Genomic DNA, 24,393 nt, shown 5'->3' with positions numbered 1-24,393 from the left:
CCCGTCTTCTGCCCGCAACGTCTGCTCGTCACAAGGAGTCCACCCACCCCCATGATCAGCAACCTGTGGCAGCGTTTCGTGGCCCTGGTCGCCATGCTCTGGCGCGAGGTCGCCAAGTTCGGGGCGGTCGGTGCGGCCGCCTTCGTGGTGGACTCGGCGATCTTCCTGTGGCTCATGCACGGCCCGATGGAGGGCAGTAACGTCAAGTCCAAGATCGTGGCCAGCGTGGTCGCCACGATCTTCTCCTATGTGGCCAACCGCCTCTGGACGTTCCGCCACCGCCGGCAGAACAACCTCATGCGCGAGTTCGTGTTGTTCGCCGTGATGAATGTCATCGGCATGGGCATCCAGGCCGGTTGCGTGTTCGTGGCGCAGTACGGGCTGGGCGTCACCTCGACCGCCGGAATCTTCATCGCCGGCAGCGTGGTCGGGCTGGTCCTGGGCACCATCTTCCGTTTCTTCGCCTACCGGTTCTGGGTGTTCACCGAGGAACTGGACGCGGATCCCAAGTTCAAGGACGACCGCGAACGGCTCACCGGTGAGCTGCCGGTCATCCGTACGGCCGACACCCCGCGCCGCCACCGCAGGGGTGCCACCTCGTCGACCGTCGGGCCGGTCTCGGGGCCGGCCGCGCCACCGGCGCGGACAGCGCTGCAGGGCCCGTCCGCGCCGTCGGCCCGCACGCCCGCCGAGCCCCGCTGACCCCTTACTGAGAAGGGCTGACCCCTCACCGAGAGGGGCTGCCCAGCCGCTCGGCGTCCACGAGCCGGGCCGAGGGCCCCCTGAGGTCGGTGTCCCGTTCGGGCACCAGCACCACCGGGTGCCCCCGCTCCCAGGTCTCGACGACGGCCAGCGCGGTCCCGCGATCCAGCCGCCCGCCCGCGGCCGCCACCACCAGCCCCCGCTCGCGGTGGGACCACCGGGGGAGGGATGCGCCGGCGTCGACGGTGTGTGGCTCGGATTGCTGCTCGCTGCGCTGCCCGGGGGCCCGCTCTGCGGGCGGCGGGGACGCCAGGTCCTCCCAGGCTTCGATGAGCGACGGCAGGCTCCTCCCCGGCAGGGGGAGGTGGCACTGGTCCGCCTGCATCTGCACCTCGGCCGCATAGTCCAGGGCATGGGACGGCAGCTCCTCGTCCACCGCCGCCGAGGCCTTGAGCGTCCCCGGGGACACCGCCCAGAGGTCGGCGGGATGCTCCGACCAGGCCCCGGGTGTCCCGGACACCACCACGTCCACCGGACCGGACGCGGCCGGGGCGGACGAGGAGACGGAGGCGAACCGCACCTGGACGCCGGCGCGTGCGGCCCCCAGCAGCAGGGCCAACGACTTCCAGCCCAGGGGCAGGTCCACCAGGATCGTGGAGCCGGGGCCGTGGCCCTCGACGTCCAACAGGTTGGCGGTCTTGGCGGCCCAGTTGGCCAGGACCCGCCCGGAGAGCTCGACGCGGTCGCCGCCGGCGGCGTGGTCCACCACGGCCGGACGGGGGGAGGTCGCGATGGCCTCGAACCAGGTCAGGCGCCGGCCGGACGGATGATTTCCGCCTCCCGCCGCTCCACCGGGTAGATTCGTTCCGAGGTTGACCATGGATGTCCTTTCACCGTGAGGCAACACGCCCACTTCCGCGTGTCGGCGCGGCGGCGTGTCGGTAGGTCCGGGGCCGTTCCCCGCCTCACATTGTGCCGTCTCCGCTTGACTAAAGCAGAGTTACACCGGTGTAATTCACTCTGGAACGGTCATGGTGACCACGGCGCTTCCCACCGCCCACCACTGGTTCCCCGCTGCCGTCGGTACAGACGGAATCGGTCCGGGCGCGCCCGGCGCCGCGGGGGACGTGGTCGGAAGGCGTGTCAGGAGCCCTGCCCGATCCGCAGACACCGGAACCTCCGGTGACGGGATGACCAGCGTGAGAACGGGGAGGAATCACATGGAGAACGCCCAGCGCCTCGACGAGATCCACGAGTCCGAAGCCAACCAGTCCGGACTGTCCGGCCAACCCTCGACCGACGGCCCCCATCGGGGCCGCAGCGTACCCGCCGACTGGTTCCTCGACCCGGCCGACCCGGACGCAGCACGCCGCCTCGAGACCGGCACCTCCCTGGGATCCCTCGAGGACCAAGCCACCGCCTTCCTGGCGGATCATGCCGACGCCGACGCCCCGGCCGCTGTCGACGTCACCGCCACGGTCACCGCCCTGCACCCCGGCACGGTCAATCCGCTGGAGATCCCGGGCGTGAACCCCGGCATGAACCCCGGAGAGGCGCTCGACGCGGGCTCCACCAGCACTGCCCAGCCCTCCGTGTGGCTGGGACTGCCCGGACTGGCCGATCCCCTCGACGTGGACGGCGAGCTCGCCTGGCAGGTCGACGCGCTGTGCGCCCAGACGGACCCCGAGGCCTTCTTCCCCGAGAAGGGCGGGTCCACCCGCGACGCCAAGAAGGTCTGCTCCGCCTGCACCGTTCGCAGTGAATGCCTCGAATACGCCCTCGGCAACGACGAGCGGTTCGGCATCTGGGGCGGCCTGTCCGAGCGTGAGCGCCGCCGCCTGCGGAAACGGTCAGTCTGATTTCAGCTCCGGCCACCCTGCCTGCGGCCGCCATCACCGGCGGACCCGCGTCCCAGCACGTCACCGCCGTCGTGGTCGTCGACCGGCGGCCCGACCTGACCGCTGAGGCCGTCCAGGCAGTGCTCGACCAGGAGCGGCACCCGGACCGCATCGTCGCCGTCTTCGCCGGGGCCTCCGAGGAGCACGCCGAGGCCGGGACGGTGGAGACCCAGGCCGACACCGGTGCCGACTCGGCCGGGGACCTTCGACAGCACCTCGCCGACCTCGTGGACGACGCCGGCCTCTCCTTCGCCGCGTTCGACTCGTGGAGCGCGTTCTGCGGCGGTACCGATCCTGATCCCACCGCCGGCGCGGGGGACACCGGGTGGCTGTGGTGGATCCACGACGATTCGCGGCCCGCCCCGGACGCGCTTCAGCGGTTGATGACGGTCGTGGAGACCTCCCCCTCCGTGACCATCGCCGGCTGCAAGCAGATCGAGCTGGGCCGCCCCCGGCACCTGCTGGACGTGGGTCTGACCATCACCGCTGCCGCCGAGCCCATCAGTCTCGTCGAGCCCGGCGAACTGGACCAGGGGCAATACAACGCCCGCACGGACACCTTCGCAGTGTCCGCCCCCGGCATGCTCATCCGCCAGGACGTCTGGACCGCGCTGGGTGGCTTCGATCCGTCCGGGCCGCGCGCGGCCGCCGTCGTGGATCTGTGCTGGCGCAACCGGCTGGCCGGACACCGCGTGGTCGTGGTCCCCGAGGCGGTCATCGGCCACGACGGCCGCGGTGAGGGCCTGGACGCCGGGACCTCGGCGCTCCGCGAGGCTTCCCTGTGGCTGCGGCTCAAGCACGCCCGGCCGTGGGCGGTGCCGGTGCTGTGGATCTGGGGACTGATCACGGGGCTGGGCGGATTCGCCGCCTCGCTGCTGGCCAAGGAACCCGGCCGCGGCGGCGCCCACCTGGCCGGCACCGTGCGGACTCTCGTGCGAATCCTGCCCCTGGCGGCGGCCCGACGCCGGTCCCGCCGGACCCGGCGGGCGCCCCGGTCGATCGTGGCCCCGCTCAAGGCCTCCCGCTCCGAGGTGCGCACCTACCGGCGCAGCGTCCTGGACCTCGAATCGCCGGAGGAGATCATCGGCGACGGCACCGGGTCCACGATGGTCTCCAGTGAGGCGACCGGTGGCCACGACGACTTCGCCGCCCTGGCCACCCCGGCACGCAACTGGGTGGGCACCGGCCTGGTCCTGGCACTGCTGCTGCTCGGCGGGCTCTCCCTGGTGGGCTTGCGCGATCTGCTGGCCGCTCCGGCCCTGACCGGCGGTTCCCTGCTGCCGCTGTCCGCCTCGGCCGCCGAACTCTGGCACCATGCCACCGCCAGCTGGGCGCCCGCCGGAGTCGGGGCCCCCGTCCAGCCGGGCCCCTTCGGGTTGGCGCTGACGGTCCTCGGCGTCACCGGCCACGGGTCGCTGGCACTGGTGTGGCTGACCATCCTGGCCATGCCCCTGGCGGCCGTCGGCGCCTGGATGGCCGCCGGTGCCGTGGCCCGCAGCCGCGGCGTGCGCCTGCTGGCGGCCCTGCTCTGGGGGCTGTCCCCGGCACTGCTGACCGCCGCCGGTGAGGGCCGCCCCGGGGCACTCCTGGTGCACCTGGGCCTGCCCTGGCTGGCCCTGGCCGTCATCCGCGCCACGGGTTCGGCCGCCCTGCGGCGTCCTGACCCCGAAGGCGTCACGGAGGACACCCTGGGTGCCCTGCAACGCCCCGGGCACCGCGGGGTGATCTCCTGGACCGCCTCGGGCTGGACCGCCCTGCTCCTCGCCGCCCTGGGGACCGCCGCACCACTGCTGCTGCCATTCCTGGTGGTGGGCGTGCTGCTCCTCGCGGGGCTGATCGGCCAGCGCGGGCGCGCCCTGTGGTGGACGCCCCTGCCCGGTCTGGCCCTGTTCCTCCCGACCGTCCTGGCGCAATGGACGGACCTGCGCGCGGTGCTCGGCGATCCCGGTGTGCCGCAGGCCTACGATCCGGCTCCGCTGTGGCAGCAGATCCTCGGCTTCCCGGAGGCCTTCGTCGCCGACTCCGGCCTGTTGGCCCTGCCGTGGCTGGACACGTCCGTGCCGGGTGGGGCCGGGTACCCCTGGGCCCTGGTCGCGGCTCTCGTCATCGGGCTCCCCGTCCTGACCGCCGCCGTCGTGGGCGCCTTCATGACCGGGCGGATCGGCACCCAGGCCCGCATCGGTCTGGGCGCCACGGTGCTGGGCCTGGCCGGCGCCGCCGTCGCGCCCCTGATCGCCACCTCGCTGGACGCCAACGGTGACCTGGTCACGGTGTTCACCGGCCCCTTCACCTCCACCGCGCTGCTGGGCGTGCTGATCGCCGCCGTCGCCGGGTTCAACGGCGTCCTCGGCCCGCGCCGCGTCCCCGGGGTGTCGCGGCTGGGGCTGCGCGCCGGCATCGGCCCGGCGCGGCGGACCGCCGTGGTGGTGCTGGCGGTCCTGGCCAGCTGTTCCGTGATGGTGACCGCGACCCTCTGGGTGGTGCCCCGCACCATCCCCGGCTCGACCCTGGACCCCGCCGTCGGCGAGGCCCTGGCCTCCCGCACCGCGGACGGCGAGGCCGAGGCCGTGTTGTCCACGCTGGGCACCGGCAGCGTCCTCGAGTCCACCCCCGTCCGCCTGCTTCCGGCGACCGCCGCCGACCAGGGCGCCAGTGCGCTGGCGACCCGGACCGTGGTCCTGGAACGCCGTGCCGACGAACTGCAGGTCAGCCTCGCCAGTGGAGCCGGCCCCGCCCTGGACCGGCTCAGCGCCGGGTGGACGGCCCGCTCCCTGACCGGCCCCCTGTCCGGCCCGACGGCGGCCGCCCCCGACCGTGCCGACGAACAACTGCGCAGCCTGGGAGCCCAGTTGGTCTCGGGGGCCAACGCGGATCCGCGGCCCGCCCTCGAGGACTTCGGGGCCGGATTCGTCGTGCTGCGGGATCCGAACGGGGGAGAGCTCAGCACCGCCGCCTCCATCGACGCCGTCCCGGGCCTCGCCCCCGTCGGTCTGACCGATTCGGGCTGGCTGTGGCGGGTGCTTCCCGAGGAGTCCGGCGGCATCCCCGTGGCCGGAACCCATGACCTCGAGGACCGGATGGGCTTCTCGACGGCGCGCGTCCGGATCGTCGACGGCGACGGCGAGACCACCCACCTGGTGGCCCGGCCCGGCACCACCGTGGACACCCTCATTCCGGCCGCCGAGGACGCGGCAGAGGGCGGGGAGCGCCGGCTGGTCCTGGCCGAACGGGCCGACGCCGGCTGGCACGCCACCCTCGACGGTGAGCCGCTCGACGCCCACACCGATGATGCGACCGGCTGGGCCCAGACCTTTGAATTGCCCGCTGACGGTGGTCAGCTCCGGGTGTGGCACTCCTCCCCGGCCGCGGCCTGGGCCTGGTGGATCCCCGGCCTCCTGCTCGTCCTCGCCGCCCTGCTGGCCATCCCCTCGCCCACCCGGCGCACCGACGCCCGAGCCCGGACGGCCGGGGACGACGCCGTTGACGGCCCCGTTGGTGACCCCCTGGATGACGCCGTTGACGGCCCCCTGGGCGACACCGTTGATGACACAGCGCGGACGGAGCAACGATGAGCGGACAGGACCACGATCAGCAGCCGGTCTCGCGGGGACAGCTCAAGGGCCAGCGGGCCGCAGCGGCCCGGGACCTCAAGCGCCAGGCGGCCCTCGAGGCGCACCAACGGGGCACCCTCCGCAGGGCGCCGATGACCGCGGGCCTGGCCGGGGCCGGCGTCGTGGTCCTGGTGGCCGCCGCGGTCACCGCCGGGACGCTCGTACCGCCCGCCACGCCGGACGTGGACGGCGGTGCCGCGCCCGCCGCGCTGAATGCGGTGCCGGTCCGGACGGTCTGCGCCGGCCCGCCGCGACTGCCCGCCGGCGCCGAGGAGGGCACGGACACGCAGTTCAGCCCCGTCTCCACGTCCGCCGTCTCCCGGGTCACCTCGGTGCTGCTCTCCGATCTGGCCGGCCGGTTCCCCGGCAGCTCGATCAGCACCCTGCAGTCGGCCGAGAACGGCGACTCCGACGGGGGTGCTGAACCGGTGGACCTGACCGAGTCCCAGCCGGAAGAGGTCCAACAGGGAGACCCGGCCACCGCCGGAGCGGACGGCGTCCCGGTCCGTGAGTCCGCCGTGGACCACCTGGAGTCCCCGGGCGGCGAGGCGGGTGAGGCCACGGCCGTCACGGTCGAGCCGATCGGCGGGCAGGCGATGCCCTCCGACGCAGTGTCCCTGTACTCCGCCACGGATGGAGACCTGGCGGGCACCGACGCCAGCTCCTGCGTGGCCCCCGCCCACGAGCACTGGCTCACCGGCATGACCACCACGGTGGGTTCGACCTCGATCCTGGTGCTGTCGAACCCCTCGGCGTCCGCCAGTACCGTGGACCTGACCCTCTACGGGGCCGAGGGCCCGGTCGAGGCACCGGGCACGGCCGGCATCGTCCTGGCGCCCGGCCAGACCCGGTCCATCGTGCTCGGGGGCATGGCCCCGGACGAGGAGCACCTGGCCGTCCACGTCAGGGCCCAGGGCGGCGCGGTCGGAGCCACGGCCCAGCAGTACCGGCTCTTCGGCATCACGCCGGGCGGCGTGGAGATCATCCAGCCGACCTCGAGCCCGTCCCAGGATGCGGTCATGCCCGGGCTCGTGGTGCCGAACCAGGCGGTCACCGAGGAGATCACCGGCCAGGACGGATACGAACAGGCCGGCCCGGCCCTCTCCCTCGCGGCGCCGACCAGCTCGGCCACCGCCGAGATCACCGTGAGCGGCCCGGACGGCACCGTGGATCTGCCGGAGGGCGGCCTGGTGGAGATCGGCGCCGGTTCCACCGTGCGCTTCCCCCTCGACGGGCTGGACTACGGCGTCTACACCGTGACCGTGAGTGCCGATGCCCCCGTGGCCGCCAGCGCCCGCGGCCTCTCCGGCCAGGCCGGCGAACCGATCGACTTCTCCAGCGTGTCCGCCGTGGACCCGCTGGGCCTGGAACGGCTGGTGTCCCGGCCCGAGAACACCACCGCGAACCTGGTGCTGTATTCGGCGGAGGGCGGCGCGGTGGAGATCACCCCCGTCTCAGAGGACGGCAGCCTGGGGGAGTCCCGGGTCCAGGAACTCGGCCCGGAGTCCACCCGGGCGCTGTCCTTCGCGGACCTGGCGGGCGGAGAAGGTGCCGTCCCCGCGGCGGCCCTGCTGGAGACCGTGGAGGGGCAGGTGCATGCCGCCGTGGAGGTACGCGGCGAGCAGGGGATCTCCGGTTACCCGGTGGTGCCGCAGCAGCAACAGGTCTCCGGCGTCCCGGTGCGCGTGGGGTACTGAGCCGCCCGCAGGACCTTGGCACCGGCTGTGGCCGGCACCAGAGCGAAGGGCGAGTGCCGGCCGTCGACGCCGTCTACCAGTGGAAGTCCGGGTCCACGGCCTCGGGTGCCAGGCCGGTCAGCTCGGCCCACTGCTCCACGACCGCGCCGTAGACGAGGTCCGGCAGCAGTGACGGAGCCGGGCAGCGGGCCTCCAGCGGACGCCGGTGGATGGTGATGACCGCCGTGCCCTGGGCGTCGCGGCGCGTGGAACCGGTGGGATCGTCCACGAGGTCGGCACCCCAGGCCCGCACCAGTTCCAGGCGGTTCTCCAGGTCCTCGGGGACCATCGTCATGCGGAAACGGGCCTGTTCCACGGCGGGGCCGCAGACCTCGGCCAGCCGGGACACCGCGGCGGCCAGGTGATCGGAGAAGGCCTCATTGCGGCTGCGCGCGCCGGGAAGACCCGGCGGCATCAGCGGCCCGCGCAGGCCCCGCCCGCGGCGGTCCCGGCGGGGCGGCCGCGTCGCGAGCCCGGACGCGGGTCCTGAGGTGCTGGGCGTGCGGGGTGCGCCCGAATCCTGCCCCATACCCCGTGCCACGCCGTGTTCCACGGCAACGGGTTCGAAGGAAGTCATGACTCGATGCTAGACCCCGAGGGGACACGCCGGTACCGGAGCCGGTACCGGAACACCGGCAGGCCGTCGTCGGGCATGGAGGCTCGGCCACCGGACGAGAGCCGGGACGTCGCCGGACACGCGTCGCGGCGGGGCAGTGCACGGCTTCCCGGACCCAGCGCGGTAGGGTGGTCTGCCGTGGGATCGATGCGACAGTGCTCCAAGACCAGCTGCCAATCTGCGGCTCTGGCAACGCTGACGTACAACTATGCCGATTCCACCGTGGTCCTGGGCCCCATGTCCCGGTTGGCCGAACCCCACACGTATGACCTGTGTGAGAAGCACGCCCGCAGCATGACCGCGCCGAAGGGCTGGGAGGTGCTGCGCATCCAGCCGCCAGAGGGCTCCGAACGCCCCGTTCCGGAGGAACCGGACGACCTGCTGGCCCTAGCCCACGCGGTGCGTGAACCGTCGGTCCGCAGCGAGTCGGCCCGTCCGGCGTCGTCGTCGGCACCCTTGGTGGGACGCCGCGGTACGTCGCCCGACGCCGGCCCCCGCCCGGAGCCGACCGGTTCCGTCAACGGTGACGCACCGGCCCGCCCCGGCCGTCCCACCCTGCGCCTGCTGCGCGACTCCTGATACCTTTCCGGCGAGTCTGGCCAACGGGCGAACAGCGCCATCCGGGGACACGTCCGTGCCGGTCGGGACGTGCTCTGCCTTAGGCTGGATCCATGACTGAGAACCCTGCCGTCAGCGCTCCAAGCCCTGCCACCGACCCGGATTACGCCAACCGCGTCACCGTTCCCGGGGCCACCTTCGACTTCGCCGTCCGGGATCTCTCCCTGGCCGAGGCCGGCCGCCATCAGATCCGCCTGGCTGAGCACGAGATGCCGGGGCTGATGTCCCTACGCCGCGAGTTCGGCGAGGAGCAGCCGCTCAAGGGGGCCCGGATCGCCGGTTCCCTGCACATGACGGTGCAGACCGCCGTGCTGATCGAGACTCTCACCGCGCTCGGTGCCGAGGTCCGCTGGGCCTCCTGCAACATCTTCTCCACCCAGGACGAGGCGGCTGCCGCGATCGTGGTCGGCCAGGGCACTCCGGAGGTTCCCCAGGGCGTCCCCGTCTTCGCCTGGAAGAACGAGACCCTCACCGACTACTGGTGGACCGCCTCCCAGATCCTGCTCTGGCCCGGGGCCGACCAGGACCCGGAGCTGGGCCCGAACATGATCCTCGACGACGGCGGGGACGCCACGATGCTGCTGCACAAGGGCGTCGAGTTCGAGTCCGCCGGCGCCGTGCCGAGCCCCACGGCGGAGGACCCGGAGGAGTACCAGGTCATCCTCGAGACCCTGCGGGCCTCACTCGCCACGGACGGCCAGCGCTTCACCCGGATCGCCCAGGGCATCCGCGGGGTGACCGAGGAGACCACCACCGGCGTGCTCCGCCTGTACCAGCTGGCCGACACGGGGCAGCTGATGTTCCCGGCGATCAACGTCAACGACGCGGTCACCAAGTCGAAGTTCGACAACAAGTACGGCATCCGCCACTCGCTGCCGGACGGCATCATGCGCGGCACGGATGTGCTGATCGGCGGCAAGACGGCGGTGGTCTGCGGCTACGGCGATGTCGGCAAGGGCGCCGCCGATGCCTTCCGCGGCCAGGGGGCCCGCGTGGTCGTCACCGAGGTGGACCCGATCAACGCCCTGCAGGCCGCCATGGACGGCTTCCAGGTGGTCCGCCTCGACGAGGTGGTCTCCTCCGGGGACATCTTCATCACCACCACGGGTGGCAAGGACATCATCATGGCCGAGGACATGGCCCGGATGAAGGACAAGGCGATCGTGGGCAACGTCGGCCACTTCGACAACGAGCTGGACATGGCCGGCCTCGCCCGGACCCCCGGCATCACGAAGACCGAGATCAAGCCGCAGGTCCACGAGTGGACGTTCGACTCCGGCACCGCGGACGAGCGCTCGATCATCGTGCTGTCCGAGGGGCGTTTGCTGAATCTGGGCAACGCCACCGGCCACCCGTCCTTCGTGATGAGCGCGTCCTTCACCAACCAGGTAATGGCCCAGATGGAGCTCTTCGCCCGTCACGGCTCCATCACCGGCCTGGAGTACGAGAAGCAGGTCTACGTGCTGCCGAAGGTCCTGGACGAGAAGGTCGCCCGTCTGCACCTGGATGCTCTCGGCGCCCACCTGACGGAGCTGTCCAAGAGCCAGGCCGAGTACCTCGGGGTGGACGTGGCCGGCCCGTACAAGGCGGACCACTACCGCTACTGACCTCGGCCCCAGCACTCATGCAACTCTCGTACAACTGAGTCTCACGAATGGCCCCGGATTCGCCGGAAACAGGGGCAATTCGTGAGACTCAGTTGGGGGTGGCGGTGGGGATCAGGAGAACGGCAGGGAGTGCAGGCGCTCGGCGGCGGCGTCCGCCCTCTCCTGCTGCCGGCTCAACAGCCGGAAGTCGCGGTTGCGCCGTTCGGCCACCACGGCCAGCAGGAAGTCCTCCATGAGCACCCCGGCCGGCGGGCCCGGAGCCACGAACGGGGCCACCTGCGCTGCCAGTCGGCCGGCGGTCTGGTGGCGGACCGCGGGCGGGACGGAGCGGGCGTTGCGCAGGAATTGAGTCACGGAGGCGACGAGGGCATCCGGGAGACGGCCGACGTCGGCCACCTCGGCCCACGGCCGCATCGACTCGGGCACACCGGGCAACGGCGGCGGGACGGCGCGCTGGCGTTCGACCACCACCTGGCTGCCGGCGACCATGTCCGCCAGACGCTTGCCCCGTTCGTTCAGCATGGACGCGATCAGGGCCACGGAACCGAACGTCATCCACAGCTCCATGATCCCGACCAGGACGCGGACGAGACTGTGCCGCAGGCGGATGGCGCCGCCGTCGTCCCGCACCACGCGGGTCCCGAAAACGAGCTTGCCGAGGGAGCGGCCCCGGCTGAGGGTCTCCACAGCGAGGGGGACGCCCACCAGCAGGCCGACCACGAGGGCCAGCACCGTGGCCTGGGCGGCAGCCGGGTCCAGTTCCTCGAGGATCGTCTGGGCGAGGACCCAGATCACCGCGAGGAAGACCAGCACGAGGGCGATGGCATCGATGAGGGCGCCGGCAGCCCGGATCACGAACGACGCCGGCCGCAATTGCAGCACCACCGCCTCGCCGGTGACCACCGTCGTGCCCATGACCTACCCCCTGATCCGGTTCCGCAGTTGTGCCGGACGGGTCATGCGGCCCGTCGTGTGCCCCGCCCAGCGTAGCGGCCGGTAGCCTGAAGTCGTGGATCTGGACGCCTACGCCTCAGTACATCGCCCCACGTGGGAGCGGCTGGACTCGTTGGCGCGCACCCGCCGGCTCGACGCCGGGCAGGCCGACGAGCTGCTCGAGCTCTACGGCCGGGCCTCCACCCACCTGTCCGTGGTGCAGGCCCAGGACCCGGACGGTCCGCAGGCCGCCGGGTTGTCCATGGTGCTGGCCCGGGCCCGCAACCGGATCACGGGGGCGCCCTCCAGCGCCTCCGCCGGCTTCTCCCGCTTCTTCCTCGAACAGCTGCCCGCGGCGTTCTACCGGATCCGCTGGCTGACCGTGATCCTCGGGGCGGCCTTCTGCCTCGTGGCCGTCTGGTTCGGATTCTGGGTGAACGGCGAACCCGAGGTGCTCGCCTCCCTGGGCACCGAGGAGCAGATGCGCGAGTACGCCGAGGAACAGTTCACCGGCTACTACTCCGAGAACCCGGCCGCGTCCTTCGCCGGGCAGGTGTGGACCAACAACGCCTGGATCGCCGCGCAGGAGGTGGCGTTCGGCATCACCGGCTACTTCGTGCCGTACGTGCTCTTCGTCAATGCGCAGGGCGTCGGGATCTCCGGGGGAGTCATGGCGGCCCACGGTGAGCTGGACACCTTCTTCCTGTACATCCTCCCGCACGGGTTCATGGAGCTCACGGCGATCTTCATCGCCGGTGCCGCCGGGCTGCGGATCTTCTGGGCCTGGGTGGCCCCGGGGCAACGGACCCGGCTCGACTCCCTGGCCGCGGAGGGCCGCTCCCTGTTCACCGTCGCCGCCGGGCTGGTCCTCGTCCTCGCGGTGTCCGGTGTGGTGGAGGGCTTCGTCACCCCGTCCGGGCTGCCGCATTGGCTGCGCCTGGGCATCGGCCTGCTCGTGCTGGCCGGCTACTGGGCCTACACGCTCATCCTCGGCCGCCGTGCGGTCGCCGCCGGCGCCACCGGGGACCTCGAGGCGCACGACGCCGGCGCCCGCCAGCTCACGGCCTGAGGTCACCTTGGGCGCCCCGAAGGCGCGTGGGCGTGGCCCAACCGCCACGGGCCGCACCGGCACTAGTCTCGGAAGGACACGTCTCATCACGCGCGAACAGAAGGCAGGACGATGGCTGGCAAGGACAGGTCACAGGACGGCACGAATGCCTCCTCCGGCATGAACGGGGACCGGGACGGGCGTGCAGCGGAGCACGCGGACACCCCCGAGTTCGAGAGCGGTCTGGACTACGCGGCGTTCATGGAGGACGACGAGGCGGAGGCCGCTGATCCGACCGCCGAGGCGAACCCCGACACCGCGCCGGTGACCTCGGACGCCCTGGACTCCAGTGACGGCGGCTCACACCGTGCGGATCTGGGCACCCAGCCGACCGAGTCCATCGACCGACCCGACGGTGCGGCCCACGCCGAACACCGTGCGGATCCGGGCACCCAGTCGACGCAGTCCATCGACCGGGCCGAGCTGGATGCCTGGGCCGCCGGCGACTCCGCGGCGCGGGACCGCCCGGCCGCCCGCGCGCGGGGCGAGAGGGGCGGGCTCCCTCCGGAGGCCGTGACCGCCACCGCGACGCCGGAGCCCGATCCTGAGTCCGGCCGAGCCGGAACGGGCACCCTGTGGGACGACGGTGCCGTGGCTGGCTCGACCGCCGCTGGTGCTGGAGCTGCTGCTGGAGCTGCTGCCGGGACCTCCGGCCCGGCCCCCCAGGCCGCTCAGAACGAGTACCGGGGTTTCGCCAGCGGTGCGCCCGCAACGGACGCTGAGGACCGGCGTCGGGACCTGCGTGGTGCCGAGGCGCGGGCCGCGGCCAGGGATGAGGCGCTGGAAGGCCCCTCGACCGCACCCAAGGTACTGCAGGTGCTGCTGGCGATCTTCTTCCCGATCGTCGTGCTGATCGCCGCCGTCCGCGCCGTGGCCTCCCCGCTGTTCCTGTGGATCGAGTACCACCGCCCCGGCTTCCCGGCCGACGAGCTGGGCTTCACCACCGAGGACCGGTTGACCTACGGCTCCGCGGGCATGGACTTCCTCTTCAATGCCGCCCCGCCCCGGTACCTGTCCGACCTGACCCACCAGGGCAACCAGCTGTTCACGGACACCGAGGTCTCCCACATGGCGGACGTCAAGCTCGTCATGCTCATCAGCATGGCCGTCGGCGCCGTCCTGGGCCTCGTGTGCATCATCTTCATGATCGTGCTGGCCCGCACCGCCAAGGGCGGCATCCGCCGTTCCCTGTTCGCGGGATCGGTCTGGATGCTCGTGGCCCTGATCGCCCTGGCCGTGCTGGCCGTGCTCGGCTGGGAGCAGTTCTTCGCGACCTTCCACAGCCTGTTTTTCGCGGACGGCACCTGGACCTTCCAGATCACGGACGCCCTGATCCGGCTCTACCCGAACCAGTTCTGGATGGACGCCGGCATCGGCATCGCCGCCCTGGTGCTGGTGACCCTCATCGTCACGCTGATCTGCACCTGGCCCACCCGCCGCCGCCGGCACGAGTCCCGCCTGGCCCAGATGGACCTGATCCAGCGCCGCAACGACTGGTACGACGCCCAGGAGGCCTGAGACTCCGCAGGCCCGGGAAACAGCCCGGGCGACCGCAAGGCCCCGGGAACCACCACGTGGTGGTTCCCGGGGCCTTGGCGGTCTGGTGGCCGGGTGCCGGGCGGCCGAATGATTCGTGCCCGACGGCCGTCCAACCCTACTTCCGGTATAGCTCCTCGATGGCCCCCGCGTAGTCGGTGATGACCACGTTGCGCTGCAGCTTCAGGGACGGGGTGAGGTGGCCGGACTCCTCGGTCAGCTCGGTGTCCAGGATGGTGAACTTCCGGATGGACTCCGCCTGGGAGACCGCCTCGTTGGCCAGGTCCACGGCCTTCTGCACCTCGGCCCGCAGGCCTTCGTGGTTGCTGGCCTCGGCCAGGGAGAGGGGCCCGAGGCCCTGCGCCTTGGCCCACTGGGCCAGTCCGTCTGTGTCCAGGGTGATGAGGGCGCCCACGAAGGGACGGCCGTCGCCCACCACGACCACTTGGGAGACCACTCCGGCGGAGCGGATGGTCTCCTCCAGGGGCGTCGGGTAGACGTTCTTGCCGCCGGCGGTGACGATGATCTCCTTCTTGCGGCCGGTGACGTAGAGGTACCCGTCCTCGTCCAGCCGGCCGATGTCCCCGGTCCGGAAGAAGCCGTCCTCATCCAGCGCGGCGGCGGAGGACTCCGGCTGACCGTGGTATCCGTCGAAGACGATGGTGCCGCGGATCAGGATCTCCTGGTCCTCGGCGATGCGGACGGTGGTGCCCGGCACCGGCAGGCCCACGGAGCCGATGCGGGTGTGGCCCGGGATGTTGAGGGTGGCGGGGGCCGTGGTCTCGGTCAGGCCGTACCCCTCCTGCATCCCCAGCCCGGCGCCGCGGAAGAAGTGGGCCAGCTCGGGGTTCAGGGCGCTGGCCCCGGAGACGGTGTACTTCGCTGAGCCGCCGAGGATCCGGCGGATCTTCGGGTAGACCAGCCGGTCGAACAGCGCATGGCGGGCCCGCAGCAGGGCGCCGGGCCCGTTGCCCTCACCCCGGGCCTGCGCGTCCTGGACCTCGGAGTACTCGATCGCGGTGGCGCGGGCGGCGGCGAAGATCTTCGCAGTGCCGCCCTCCAGCGCGGCGGCGGCAGCGCCGGCGTCGAGCTTCTCGAACACGCGCGGCACGGCCAGCAGCCACGTGGGGTGGAAGGAGGAGAGGTCCGCGGTCAGGGTCTTCAAATCCGAGGCGTGGGCGATCTGGATCCCGCCGACCAGGCAGATGTACTGCACGGCGTGGGCCAGCACGTGCGCCAGCGGCAGGAACATCAGGGTGCGCTGCTCGCCGCCGCCCACAATCCCGTGGGCGAAGGGAAGGATGTTGGCCGCGCCCACGGCGAAGTTCGCGTGCGTGATCCTGGCGCCCTTGGGCTTGCCGGTGGTGCCGGAGGTGTAGACGAGGGAGGCGACGTCGGCCAGGCAGTTCGAGGACCGCGCGGCCTCGAGCGCCTCGTCCGTGACGTCTCGCCCGGCGCGGCCCAGCTCGGCCAGCCCGGCGGCATCGAGCGGGACCACGGAGACCTCGAAACCACCCTGCTCGGCGGCACGCTCCACGGCGGTGCGGTGCCGGGCGGCGGCGGTGAAGACCAGGCGGGCGCCGGAGTCCGCGAGGATGTGCTCCACCTGCACCGGGGAGGACGTCTCGTAGACGGGGACGGACACGGCACCGGCGAACCAGATGGCCTGGTCGATCACGGCCCACTCGTAGGAGGTGGGCGCCATGATGCCCACCATGGACTGCGGTTGCACGCCGAGGGCGATCAGACCCTTGGCGGCGGAGCGCACCTGGTCGAGGAAGGAGGCGTAGGAGACATCCAGCCAGCCACCGGACCCATTGCGCACGGCATAGGCGGGGGCGTGGGGTCGTTCGGCCGCCACGGCCAGGAACCGGTCCGTCACGTTCGTCTCGGCGGGGAGGTCGGCGACCTGGTCGGTCTGGGCTTCCTGCATCATGGGACTCAGCCTATCCGTTGAGGTCGGGCTCAGATCCAGCTGCTCATCCACATCCGGAGCCGCCACTGGTCATAGGGGATCATCTCGCCGGTCCAGACCGGCATGAAGAACGCACTGGTGGCCACGGCCACCGCCACGAACGCGAGGACCAGCACGGTGTTCCGGCGGCGGTTGGCGGGGCCGCCGAAACGCATCAGGGCCCCGAGGCAGAGCGTGAGCGCGAGGATGAGGAAGGGTGTGTAGGCGATCGTGTAGAAGAAGAACATGGTCCGCTCCGGCCAGAGGAACCAGACGAGCTGGCCGGCGGCATAGACCCCGAGGAAGGCTCCGGCGCGCCAGTCGCGGCGGCCCAGCCACAGGAACACCAGGGCCAGCATGGCTAGGGTCCCTGCCCACCAGATGACCGGATTCGCCAGATCGGTGATGGCAGCGGAACAGGTGTCCACCGGGCAGCCGTTCGCGCCGTCGTCGTAGCCCTCGTAGTAGAAGGAGGTGGGCCGGCCCATGAACGGCCACGTCCACGGGTTCGAGGCGTAGTCGTGGCCGGAGGACAGGCCCCCGTGGAACTGGGTGGACTGCCGGTGGTAGTCGCCGAGCGAGCGCAGCGGGCCGGGCACGAGATGCTCCCACCAGGACTGCGGGGGATGGGTGGTGTGCCACTGCCGGTTGTAGCCGTTGCCGGTGACGAGCCAGCCGGTCCAGGTGGCCAGATAGGCCAGGGCGCCCACGCCGACGACGGCGACGAAGGCGTAGAGCCCGTCATGCGTGACGCCGGCGCGGACCCAGTGGCGGATGCCGGCCACGCGCCGGGCGTTCATGTCCCACAGCACGGTCATCAGCCCGAAGACGGCCACGAAGGCCAGCCCGGAGAGCTTCACGCCGCAGGCAGCGCCCAGGAGGACCCCGGCCACCAGGCGCCAGGGGCGCCATCCCAGCCACGGCCCGTACCTCAGCAGGGACGACGGCGGCGCCCCACCGTGACGTGCGGCCGCGGCCGCGAGCCGCTCGGCCAGTCGGCGCCGGCCGTCCGCGCGGTCCAGCAGCAGCGCACCGAAGGCGGCCAGGACGAAGAAGGAGAGGAAGATGTCCAGCAGCCCGGTGCGGGACATCACGAGGTGATGGCCCTCCACGGCCAGCAGCAGACCGGCGATGCCGCCGAGGAAGACCGAACGGAAGAGCCGTTGGGCGATCAGGGCGGTCAGCAGCACGGACAGGGTGCCGGCCACGGCCGCGGAGAACCGCCAGCCGGTGCCGTTGTCTGCACCGAACACCGCCATGCCGAGGGCGATCAGCCACTTGCCCAACGGAGGGTGCACCACGTACTCGGGAGTGTTCTCCGGCTGCGGGTTTCCGGCCGCGAACTGCTCGTTGTGGTCCTCCGGCCAGTTCATCTCCACGCCGGACTGCAGCAGCGTGAAGGCGTCCTTGACGTAGTAGGTCTCGTCGAAGATCAGCTGGTGCGGGTGGTCCAGCCGCATCAGGCGCAGGACGCCGGCCAGGACGGTGACCACCAGGGGGACGATCCAGCCCCAGCGGCCCGGGTGGAAGCGTTCGCCGAGCAGCCTGAGCCGCAGGGCGGCGTCCGTGTAGGCGGCTGCGGGGGTGCTCAACCACCGGGGTGAGGTCGGGACGGGCGTTCGAGGTGCTGGCTGCACCGGCTGCACCGACTGCGCTGTGGGGGTGGACTGAAGCACCCTGCCATCGTACGTGCAGGCGGGGGCCGGATCGGGGTGCCCCGGACTGGGCGAACGTGGGCGCACATCTCGCTCCGCTGTTCATCGCGTCGTTTGATTGCGCGGAGGCAATCAAGCTGGGATGATTTGGCAGTCTGCGGCCGACGGCCGTGGATTTTTCTGATGTCTTGAGAGGAACCCGATGCCTACTCCCGGTGACAGTCGGATCGGATGCTGCCCGGTGCTCTCACCGTCGAGGAACGCTCCTTCCAGAGCATCGTGATCCTGTTGCCCACCGTCGCCACCCTGCCGGCCGGATCCGCGTCGTGAACGGCCTCGAAGGGGCCGGGGTCGCGGGGGACTTGATCTCCTGGATCGGGCTGCTCCTCGGGCTGCCCGTCCTGCTCGTGGGACTGCTGCTGCGCGCGAGGGAGAAGGGCCTGGTCCCCACCGAGGTCGTCCTCGTGGCGGACGGCGGAATGCTGTGGGCGCGCTGGTTCTCCGCCGGCGAGTTCCAGGAACGGCCCCTGAGCGGCACGGAACGCGCGCACCTGGCCGGCCAGGACGTGTGCCGGGGCTATGTGAGCCGGCGTGACCCCTCCGGGGTGCGGTTCGAGCGCCGCACCTCCGCGACCAGCGTCTGCCTGGCTTTGGGATACACCTTCGTGGGACTGGGTGTGTGCGGGTTCGTGCTGTCCCTCCTGCCGATGGTGTTCGGCTGAGGGCAGTCTCAGGGCCTCGACTGGGCAGGGGAGAGGAGGATGGTGGACCGCCGGCGTGAGGGCACCTTCGCTTGCTCCTCAGCTACTCCTCAGCGACCGATCTTCGCAGGGGGTGGTTGGCCGGACTGGCATTCAGTCCAGCTGCGCGAAAGCCTCAGCTTTGCGGGTCGGTCCGGCCACCAGCAGGGTGTCATCGGCCTGGAGGAGGTAGTCACGGTCCGGGTAGATCCATTCGCCCTGGTCCTTCACGGCGACGACCGAGACGCCCCGTTCGGCCCGGAGCCTGGTCTCGGCCAGTTCCCGCCCGACGTATCGCCGGGGGACGCCGGTGCGGACGATGGCGAATCCGGGCTCGACCTCCACATAGTCCTCCATGGAAATCCGTACGAGGTGGGCCAGACGGCGGCCCATGTCCCGTTCGGGGTGGACCACGTGTTGGACGCCGAGTTGGCGCAGGATCGTCTCGTGAGCGTCGTCGTTGGCCTTGGCCCAAATGTTGTCGATGCCGAACCGGATCATCAGTGAGGTCGTCAGGATCGAGGCAGCGAGATGGGTTCCGATGGCGACGACCACCCGATCGGCCTCGTGGACCGAGAGTTGGCGCATAGCCTCCTCGGAGGTCGTATCGGCGCGCACCACGTGGGTCAGCTGACCGTTGAGGGCCTGGACTGGTTGCTCCCGGATGTCGATCCCCAGGACCTCACACCCGGACTCCATGAGTTCCAGGGCTAATCCGGCTCCGAACCGGCCTAGACCCAGGACGACGACGGTTTGTCCGGCTGGACGGGTGGAGGCCGGGCCGGTGAACGGGTGGGTGAAGGTGCCGACGACCCGGTGCCGGGTCCAGCGTTGCGGCTTACTGCGCGCGGGATCGCGAGGGTCAGTGGCGGGGACGTCAGCCAAGGAGGGGCCTTTCCTTTGGGAGTTCGTAGAGCAGTTTGCGTTCGCGCAGCGCCAGGGCGCCGGCGACGGTGGCGGGGCCGAGCCGGCCCAGGAACATCAGGACCATCAGGACCCATTGGCCGGCCTCGGGAAGGGTGGCGGTGATGCCGGTCGACAGGCCCACCGTGGCGAAGGCAGAGACGGCCTCGAAGAGCAGCCGGTCAGAGGTCTCTTCGCTGAGGCCCATGAGGACGGCCGTGCCGACGGTCACGGCGGCGACCGAGAGCAGCACGACGGTGATGGCCTCGCGGTGCGCCGACCGGGCCAGGCGGCGTCCCAGGACGTTGACGGCGGACTGCCCCCGCAACTCGGTGAGCATGATGAAGAACAGTACGCCGAAGGTCGTGATCTTCAGTCCGCCGGCGGTCCCGGCGGGACCGGCACCGATGAACATCAAGATGTCGGTGCCCAGCAGGGTGATGGGGTCCATCTGGCCGAAATCCAGGGAGTTGAACCCGGCGGTTCGGGTGGTGACCGATTGGAAGAAGGCCGCCAGGACGCGGGCGGCCGGATCCAGCGGGCCCAGCGTCTTCGGGTTGGACCACTCCAAGACCAGGTACATCGTGGTGCCTCCGGCCAGCAGGAGCGCGGTGCCGAGAAGGACTAGCCGTGTGTTCATGGTCCACCGGTGCGGAAGTCGCCAGTGGCGTCGTAATTGGACCAGGACCGGGAAGCCGATGCCGCCGAGGATGATGCATCCGACAAGGGGCAGGCAGATGAACGGGTCGTCCACGAAGTCCATGAGACTGGCCGAGTACAGGGCGAAACCGGCGTTGTTGAAGGCCGAGACCGCGTGGAAGACACCGTGCCAGGCCGCCGTGCCGACGTCGAGTCCGTGTCCGAGCCAGAACCGCAGGAACAACAGCACCGCACCGGCCGATTCGATGACAGCGGAGACCTTGACGATGCCGAGCAGGATGCGGGACAGATCGCCGATGCCCTCGGCCCTGGCCTCCGCTGCGGCTCCCAACCTCCGGGACAGCCCCAACCGGCGGGAGATGAGCAGGCCCAGCACCGTGGCGAAAGTCATCACCCCCAGCCCTCCCACCTTGATGAGGACGAGGACCACCAGCTGACCGAAGAAGGTCCAGAACACCGGGGTGTCCACGACGGCCAGACCCGTCACGGTAATGGCACTGGTGGTGGTGAAGGCGGCTTCGGTCAGGGTTGGGGCGCGGTCCTGGTAGGACACGGGGAGCATGAGCAGCGCGGTGCCGGCCACGATCGCGGCCAGGAACCCCAGGACGATCACCTGGGCCGGTTTCCAATGAGGCCGGCGGGGCACAGGTCTCGAGGCCGGCCGACGTGCCGAACGGAGAAGGTTCCGCCGAAGCGGGGGCAAGGTCACGAGGGAACAAGCTACTCCCGACGAACCGTGTTGACCAGCGACACGATGCTGCCGTCCGTCATATCTTGAAGGGGGGGCCGTTTCTTGAATGGATGCCGTTCCCTCGACGCGTGCCACGGAGGTGCCACGGAGGTGACACTGCCCCTGGCGCGGTGGGTTCTCAGTGTGGGTGTTGCGTTATCGAGACCGGTCACTTCCGCATGGAGGAACTGGCCTCCATTGACGCGGTGCTGCGGGCGGACGTTTGTCATCGACCAGAAGAAGCCCCGGATGAAAGCCCGCCAGGGCTGAGGCGAGTCAGCCGGTCGGGGACTCAGTCCTCGGGCAGACCTCTAGCATGAGGGGATGGCGCCTACACAGACTCCCGAGGACCGGCTCGGCGAAACCACCGGTCAGATCGTGCTGGCGGCCACACCGATCGGAAACCTGGCCGACGCCTCCCAGCGGCTCAAGGACCTGCTGGCCACCGCGGACATCGTGGCCGCCGAGGACACCCGGCGGGCCCATCACCTGGCCCAGGGGCTGGGCGTGCGGATCACCGGAAAGGTGGTCAGCCACCACGAGCACAACGAACGCGAGTCCACCCCGGAACTGTTGGCGGCCGCCCGGGGAGGCGCCGTCGTCGCCGTCGTCACCGATGCCGGGATGCCGCTGGTGTCCGATCCCGGCTACCGGCTGGTGTCCACCGCCGCGGCCGAGGGCGTGGACGTCACCTGTGCCCCGGGGCCCAGCGCCGTCACCACGGCGCTCGCGCTGTCCGGGCTGCCGACGGACCGCTTCGCCTTCGAGGGCTTCCTGCCCCGCAAGGAGGGGGAGCGAGCCCGCCTGCTGACCGAGCTGGCCCGGGACGCCCGCACCCTGGTGTTCTTCGAGTCACCGCACCGGCTGGCTGCCTCGCTGGCCTCGCTGCGGGACGCCTTCGGCGCAGACCGGCCCGCCTGCGTGGCCCGGGAACTGAGCAAACTCCACGAGGAGGTGGCCCGGGGCTCGCTGGCCGACCTGGTGCAGTGGGCGAACTCCAAGGAGATCCGCGGCGAGATCGTCATCGTCACCGGCGGGACCGAGGCGGAACCGGACACGGACACGGCCGGCCAGGTGGCCGACGTCGAGGTCCTGGTGGCCTCCGGAACCCGGTTGAAGGAGGCGGTGAACACCGTCGCCGCCGCCCGCGGCGTGCCGAAGCGGAACCTGTACGAGGCGGTGCTGGCCGCCCGCTCCTGAGGCCTCGGCCTGCCGATTCCGGCGGAGTACGGTGGCGCCCATGGCAATCGCACGCTTTCCCACGTTCGTGATCGACTGTCCGGATCCAGCGTCCCTGGCGGGGTTCTACGGCGCCCTGCTCGGGTGGGAGGTCCAGGACCAGGCGAACGGTGACGACCACTGGCTCGACCTCCGTCCCGCCGACGGCAGCAACTGCATCTCCTTCCAGCGGGTCCAGGACTACCGCGCGCCGGACTGGCCGGGGCAGGACAACCCGCAGCAGATGCACCTCGACGTGATGGTGGAGGACCTCGACGCCGGGGAGCAGGCCGTCCTCGAACTGGGGGCCACCAAGACGGACCACCAGCCGGGGGAGAGCTTCCGCGTCTTCCTCGACCCGGCAGGTCACCTGTTCTGCCTCTGCCGGTCCTGACACCCGCGCACCTCACCGGCCGGCTGTGCACCAGGGCTTCGTCGCAAAGTGACCCGCGCACGTCACCGGCCGGGGCCGGCCAGTAGGCTGAGGACGACGGTGTCCAGCCGTCCGGTGTCCTTCAGGACGCCACAGGCTGGCCCGACCGAGCCGACTGACCGGAAAAGAGGTTCCCCATGACTGTCACCACTGTCTCTGCCGAACGCGAGCAGGAACTGCTGCAGTCCGTCCCCACCGGCCTGCTGATCGACGGGGCGTGGCGTGACGCCAGCTCCGGCAAGACCCTGGACGTCCATGACCCGGCCACCGGGAAGGTCTTGCTGTCCATCCAGGACGGCAACTCCGATGACGCCATGGCTGCCCTGGACGCCGCCGCGGCCGCCCAGCACGACTGGGCGCTGACCGCCCCGCGTGAGCGCGCCGAGATCCTGCGCCGCGCCTTCGACCTGGTCACCGAACGGGCCGAGGACTTCGCCCTGCTGATGACCCTGGAGATGGGCAAGCCGCTGGCCGAGGCCCGCGGTGAGGTCGCCTACGGCGCCGAGTTCCTGCGCTGGTTCTCCGAGGAGGCGGTGCGCCACTACGGCCGCTACTTCACCTCGCCCGAGGGCAAGAACAAGATGATCGTGACCCACAAGCCGGTGGGTCCGTCCCTGCTGATCACCCCGTGGAACTTCCCGCTGGCGATGGCCACCCGCAAGGTCGCCCCCGCCGTGGCCGCCGGGTGCACCATGGTGCTCAAGCCCGCCAAGCTCACCCCGCTGACCTCCATGCTGTTCGCCGAGGTCATGCAGGAGGCCGGGCTGCCGAAGGGTGTGCTGAACGTGGTGGCCGGCTCCTCGGCCTCCGCCATCTCCGGCCCGCTGATGAAGGACTCCCGCCTGCGCAAGGTCTCCTTCACCGGTTCCACCCCGGTGGGCGTGAAGCTGATGCAGGACGCCGCCAACAACGTGCTGCGCACCTCCATGGAGCTCGGCGGCAACGCCCCGTTCCTGGTGTTCGCGGACGCGGACCTGGATGCCGCCGTCGAGGGCGCGATGGCCGCCAAGATGCGCAACATGGGCGAGGCCTGCACCGCCGCCAACCGTTTCCTCGTCCACGAGGACGTGGCCGTGGAGTTCAAGGCCAAGTTCGCCGCCGCACTCCAGGCCCTGAACCCGGCCCGCGGCACCGAGGCGGACTCCACCGTGGGCCCGATCATCGACGGTGGCGCCCGCGACGACATCCACCAGCTGGTGCAGGACTCCGTGGCCGCCGGCGGCGAGGTCGTCACCGGTGGCCAGCCGAAGGACGGGGACGGCTACTTCTACCTCCCGACTTTGCTCTCCGTGGGCAATGACAACCCGATCCTCTCCGAGGAGATCTTCGGCCCGGTGGCCCCCGTGACCACCTTCGCCACCGAGGAGGAGGCCATCGAGCTGGCGAACGCCTCCCAGTACGGGCTGGCCTCGTACATCTACACGAAGGACGTCAACACGATGTTCCGCGTCTCGGAGCAGATCGAGTTCGGCCTGGTCGGCTTCAATGCCGGTGTCATCTCCAACGCCTCCGCCCCGTTCGGCGGCGTGAAGCAGTCCGGCCTGGGCCGTGAAGGCGGCGCCGAGGGCATCGAGGAGTACACCACGGTGCAGTACATCGGCATGGCCGACCCGTACGCCGCCCAGAGGTAGCACCTGACGTCAGGACCTTGCGCTGGTGACTCACTCTTGACCCACCGATCGTGACGATTCCCCGTGATCATCACTGGGAATCGTCACGATCATCGGGTCTCAAT

General features: G+C 71.0%; 19 protein-coding genes. 12 read left to right on the top strand and 7 right to left on the bottom strand.

Features of this window, described 5'->3' with window-relative positions:
- Window positions 1-51: 51 nt before the first annotated feature.
- Entirely contained in the window at window positions 52-702 is a 651-nt protein-coding gene (locus AB0333_RS08155; RefSeq protein ID WP_366218188.1) for a GtrA family protein, read from the top strand.
- 25 nt (window positions 703-727) lie between these two features.
- Here the strand turns inward: AB0333_RS08155 and AB0333_RS08150 are convergent, their stop codons facing one another.
- Window positions 728-1,582, bottom strand: coding sequence for a TIGR03089 family protein (locus AB0333_RS08150; RefSeq protein ID WP_366218187.1), 855 nt, complete (start codon window positions 1,580-1,582; stop codon window positions 728-730).
- Window positions 1,583-1,922: 340 nt separating this feature from the next.
- Here AB0333_RS08150 and AB0333_RS08145 point away from each other — a divergent pair, with 340 nt between their 5' ends.
- The 3 genes from AB0333_RS08145 to AB0333_RS08135 are packed head-to-tail and all read left to right on the top strand — an operon-like array spanning window position 1,923 to window position 7,908.
- Window positions 1,923-2,561: a WhiB family transcriptional regulator gene (locus AB0333_RS08145; RefSeq protein ID WP_366218186.1), complete on the top strand. Its 639-nt coding sequence runs from the start codon at window positions 1,923-1,925 to the stop codon at window positions 2,559-2,561.
- On the top strand, window positions 2,558-6,172 hold the full coding sequence (locus AB0333_RS08140) for a glycosyltransferase (RefSeq protein WP_366218343.1): 3,615 nt from the start codon (window positions 2,558-2,560) through the stop codon (window positions 6,170-6,172). The genes AB0333_RS08145 and AB0333_RS08140 overlap by 4 nt, the downstream gene beginning before the upstream one ends.
- Complete coding sequence (locus tag AB0333_RS08135; RefSeq protein ID WP_366218185.1) at window positions 6,169-7,908, top strand: DUF5719 family protein; 1,740 nt, start codon at window positions 6,169-6,171, stop codon at window positions 7,906-7,908. The genes AB0333_RS08140 and AB0333_RS08135 overlap by 4 nt, the downstream gene beginning before the upstream one ends.
- A 73-nt stretch (window positions 7,909-7,981) precedes the next feature.
- On the opposite strand, the gene AB0333_RS08130 is transcribed toward AB0333_RS08135, so the two are convergent.
- Window positions 7,982-8,524 carry a metallopeptidase family protein gene (locus AB0333_RS08130; RefSeq protein ID WP_366218184.1) on the bottom strand — a complete coding sequence of 181 codons (543 nt, stop codon included), beginning with the start codon at window positions 8,522-8,524 and terminating at the stop codon, window positions 7,982-7,984.
- A gap of 177 nt (window positions 8,525-8,701) precedes the next feature.
- Between AB0333_RS08130 and AB0333_RS08125 the strand changes: the two genes are divergently transcribed.
- Both AB0333_RS08125 and ahcY read left to right on the top strand, forming a co-directional pair.
- Complete coding sequence (locus tag AB0333_RS08125) at window positions 8,702-9,142, top strand: DUF3499 domain-containing protein (protein ID WP_366218183.1); 441 nt, start codon at window positions 8,702-8,704, stop codon at window positions 9,140-9,142.
- A 92-nt stretch (window positions 9,143-9,234) separates the two neighbouring features.
- Window positions 9,235-10,788: an adenosylhomocysteinase gene (gene ahcY, locus AB0333_RS08120; RefSeq protein WP_366218182.1), complete on the top strand. Its 1,554-nt coding sequence runs from the start codon at window positions 9,235-9,237 to the stop codon at window positions 10,786-10,788.
- Window positions 10,789-10,899: 111 nt separating this feature from the next.
- On the opposite strand, the gene AB0333_RS08115 is transcribed toward ahcY, so the two are convergent.
- Window positions 10,900-11,703: an RDD family protein gene (locus AB0333_RS08115; protein ID WP_366218181.1), complete on the bottom strand. Its 804-nt coding sequence runs from the start codon at window positions 11,701-11,703 to the stop codon at window positions 10,900-10,902.
- A gap of 94 nt (window positions 11,704-11,797) precedes the next feature.
- Between AB0333_RS08115 and AB0333_RS08110 the strand changes: the two genes are divergently transcribed.
- A complete protein-coding gene (locus tag AB0333_RS08110) occupies window positions 11,798-12,790 on the top strand; it encodes a stage II sporulation protein M (RefSeq protein ID WP_366218180.1) in 993 nt (330 codons plus the stop codon).
- Between the two features lie 111 nt (window positions 12,791-12,901).
- Window positions 12,902-14,347 (top strand): TIGR01906 family membrane protein, encoded by a 1,446-nt coding sequence (locus AB0333_RS08105; protein ID WP_366218179.1) that lies wholly within the window; start codon window positions 12,902-12,904, stop codon window positions 14,345-14,347.
- A 136-nt stretch (window positions 14,348-14,483) separates the two neighbouring features.
- On the opposite strand, the gene AB0333_RS08100 is transcribed toward AB0333_RS08105, so the two are convergent.
- Together AB0333_RS08100 and AB0333_RS08095 are read right to left on the bottom strand one after the other, a co-directional pair.
- On the bottom strand, window positions 14,484-16,298 hold the full coding sequence (locus AB0333_RS08100; protein ID WP_366218342.1) for an AMP-dependent synthetase/ligase: 1,815 nt from the start codon (window positions 16,296-16,298) through the stop codon (window positions 14,484-14,486).
- A gap of 32 nt (window positions 16,299-16,330) precedes the next feature.
- Window positions 16,331-17,911: a phospholipid carrier-dependent glycosyltransferase gene (locus AB0333_RS08095; protein ID WP_366218178.1), complete on the bottom strand. Its 1,581-nt coding sequence runs from the start codon at window positions 17,909-17,911 to the stop codon at window positions 16,331-16,333.
- Between the two features lie 389 nt (window positions 17,912-18,300).
- Between AB0333_RS08095 and AB0333_RS08090 the strand changes: the two genes are divergently transcribed.
- Entirely contained in the window at window positions 18,301-18,696 is a 396-nt protein-coding gene (locus tag AB0333_RS08090) for a hypothetical protein (protein ID WP_366218177.1), read from the top strand.
- A gap of 132 nt (window positions 18,697-18,828) precedes the next feature.
- On the opposite strand, the gene AB0333_RS08085 is transcribed toward AB0333_RS08090, so the two are convergent.
- Both AB0333_RS08085 and AB0333_RS08080 read right to left on the bottom strand, forming a co-directional pair.
- Window positions 18,829-19,599: a TrkA family potassium uptake protein gene (locus AB0333_RS08085; protein WP_366218176.1), complete on the bottom strand. Its 771-nt coding sequence runs from the start codon at window positions 19,597-19,599 to the stop codon at window positions 18,829-18,831.
- Complete coding sequence (locus AB0333_RS08080) at window positions 19,592-20,890, bottom strand: potassium transporter TrkG (protein ID WP_366218175.1); 1,299 nt, start codon at window positions 20,888-20,890, stop codon at window positions 19,592-19,594. The genes AB0333_RS08085 and AB0333_RS08080 overlap by 8 nt, the downstream gene beginning before the upstream one ends.
- Before the next feature lie 441 nt (window positions 20,891-21,331).
- On the opposite strand from AB0333_RS08080, the gene rsmI reads away from it, so the two are divergent.
- From rsmI to AB0333_RS08065, 3 genes are all read left to right on the top strand, one after another.
- Window positions 21,332-22,207, top strand: coding sequence for a 16S rRNA (cytidine(1402)-2'-O)-methyltransferase (gene rsmI / locus AB0333_RS08075; protein WP_366218174.1), 876 nt, complete (start codon window positions 21,332-21,334; stop codon window positions 22,205-22,207).
- 40 nt (window positions 22,208-22,247) lie between these two features.
- Entirely contained in the window at window positions 22,248-22,619 is a 372-nt protein-coding gene (locus AB0333_RS08070) for a VOC family protein (protein ID WP_366218172.1), read from the top strand.
- Between the two features lie 176 nt (window positions 22,620-22,795).
- On the top strand, window positions 22,796-24,289 hold the full coding sequence (locus AB0333_RS08065) for an NAD-dependent succinate-semialdehyde dehydrogenase (protein WP_366218171.1): 1,494 nt from the start codon (window positions 22,796-22,798) through the stop codon (window positions 24,287-24,289).
- Window positions 24,290-24,393 lie beyond the last annotated feature (104 nt).

Source organism: Citricoccus sp. NPDC079358, assembly GCF_040702545.1.
In the GTDB taxonomy this organism is placed as follows: domain Bacteria; phylum Actinomycetota; class Actinomycetes; order Actinomycetales; family Micrococcaceae; genus Citricoccus.
The sequence above is the reverse complement of the archived record's forward strand: the minus strand, read 5'-3'. Positions and strand labels throughout refer to the sequence as shown.

Excerpts from the sequence above, each read along its gene's own strand:
- AB0333_RS08155 (WP_366218188.1), top strand. The coding sequence starts at position 52 with ATGATCAGCAACCTGTGGCAGCGTTTCGTGGCCCTGGTCGCCATGCTC.
- AB0333_RS08150 (WP_366218187.1), bottom strand. The coding sequence starts at position 1,582 with ATGGTCAACCTCGGAACGAATCTACCCGGTGGAGCGGCGGGAGGCGGA.
- AB0333_RS08145 (WP_366218186.1), top strand. The coding sequence starts at position 1,923 with ATGGAGAACGCCCAGCGCCTCGACGAGATCCACGAGTCCGAAGCCAAC.
- AB0333_RS08135 (WP_366218185.1), top strand. The coding sequence starts at position 6,169 with ATGAGCGGACAGGACCACGATCAGCAGCCGGTCTCGCGGGGACAGCTC.
- AB0333_RS08130 (WP_366218184.1), bottom strand. The coding sequence starts at position 8,524 with ATGACTTCCTTCGAACCCGTTGCCGTGGAACACGGCGTGGCACGGGGT.
- ahcY (WP_366218182.1), top strand. The coding sequence starts at position 9,235 with ATGACTGAGAACCCTGCCGTCAGCGCTCCAAGCCCTGCCACCGACCCG.
- AB0333_RS08115 (WP_366218181.1), bottom strand. The coding sequence starts at position 11,703 with ATGGGCACGACGGTGGTCACCGGCGAGGCGGTGGTGCTGCAATTGCGG.
- AB0333_RS08105 (WP_366218179.1), top strand. The coding sequence starts at position 12,902 with ATGGCTGGCAAGGACAGGTCACAGGACGGCACGAATGCCTCCTCCGGC.
- AB0333_RS08100 (WP_366218342.1), bottom strand. The coding sequence starts at position 16,298 with ATGCAGGAAGCCCAGACCGACCAGGTCGCCGACCTCCCCGCCGAGACG.
- rsmI (WP_366218174.1), top strand. The coding sequence starts at position 21,332 with ATGGCGCCTACACAGACTCCCGAGGACCGGCTCGGCGAAACCACCGGT.
- AB0333_RS08070 (WP_366218172.1), top strand. The coding sequence starts at position 22,248 with ATGGCAATCGCACGCTTTCCCACGTTCGTGATCGACTGTCCGGATCCA.
- AB0333_RS08065 (WP_366218171.1), top strand. The coding sequence starts at position 22,796 with ATGACTGTCACCACTGTCTCTGCCGAACGCGAGCAGGAACTGCTGCAG.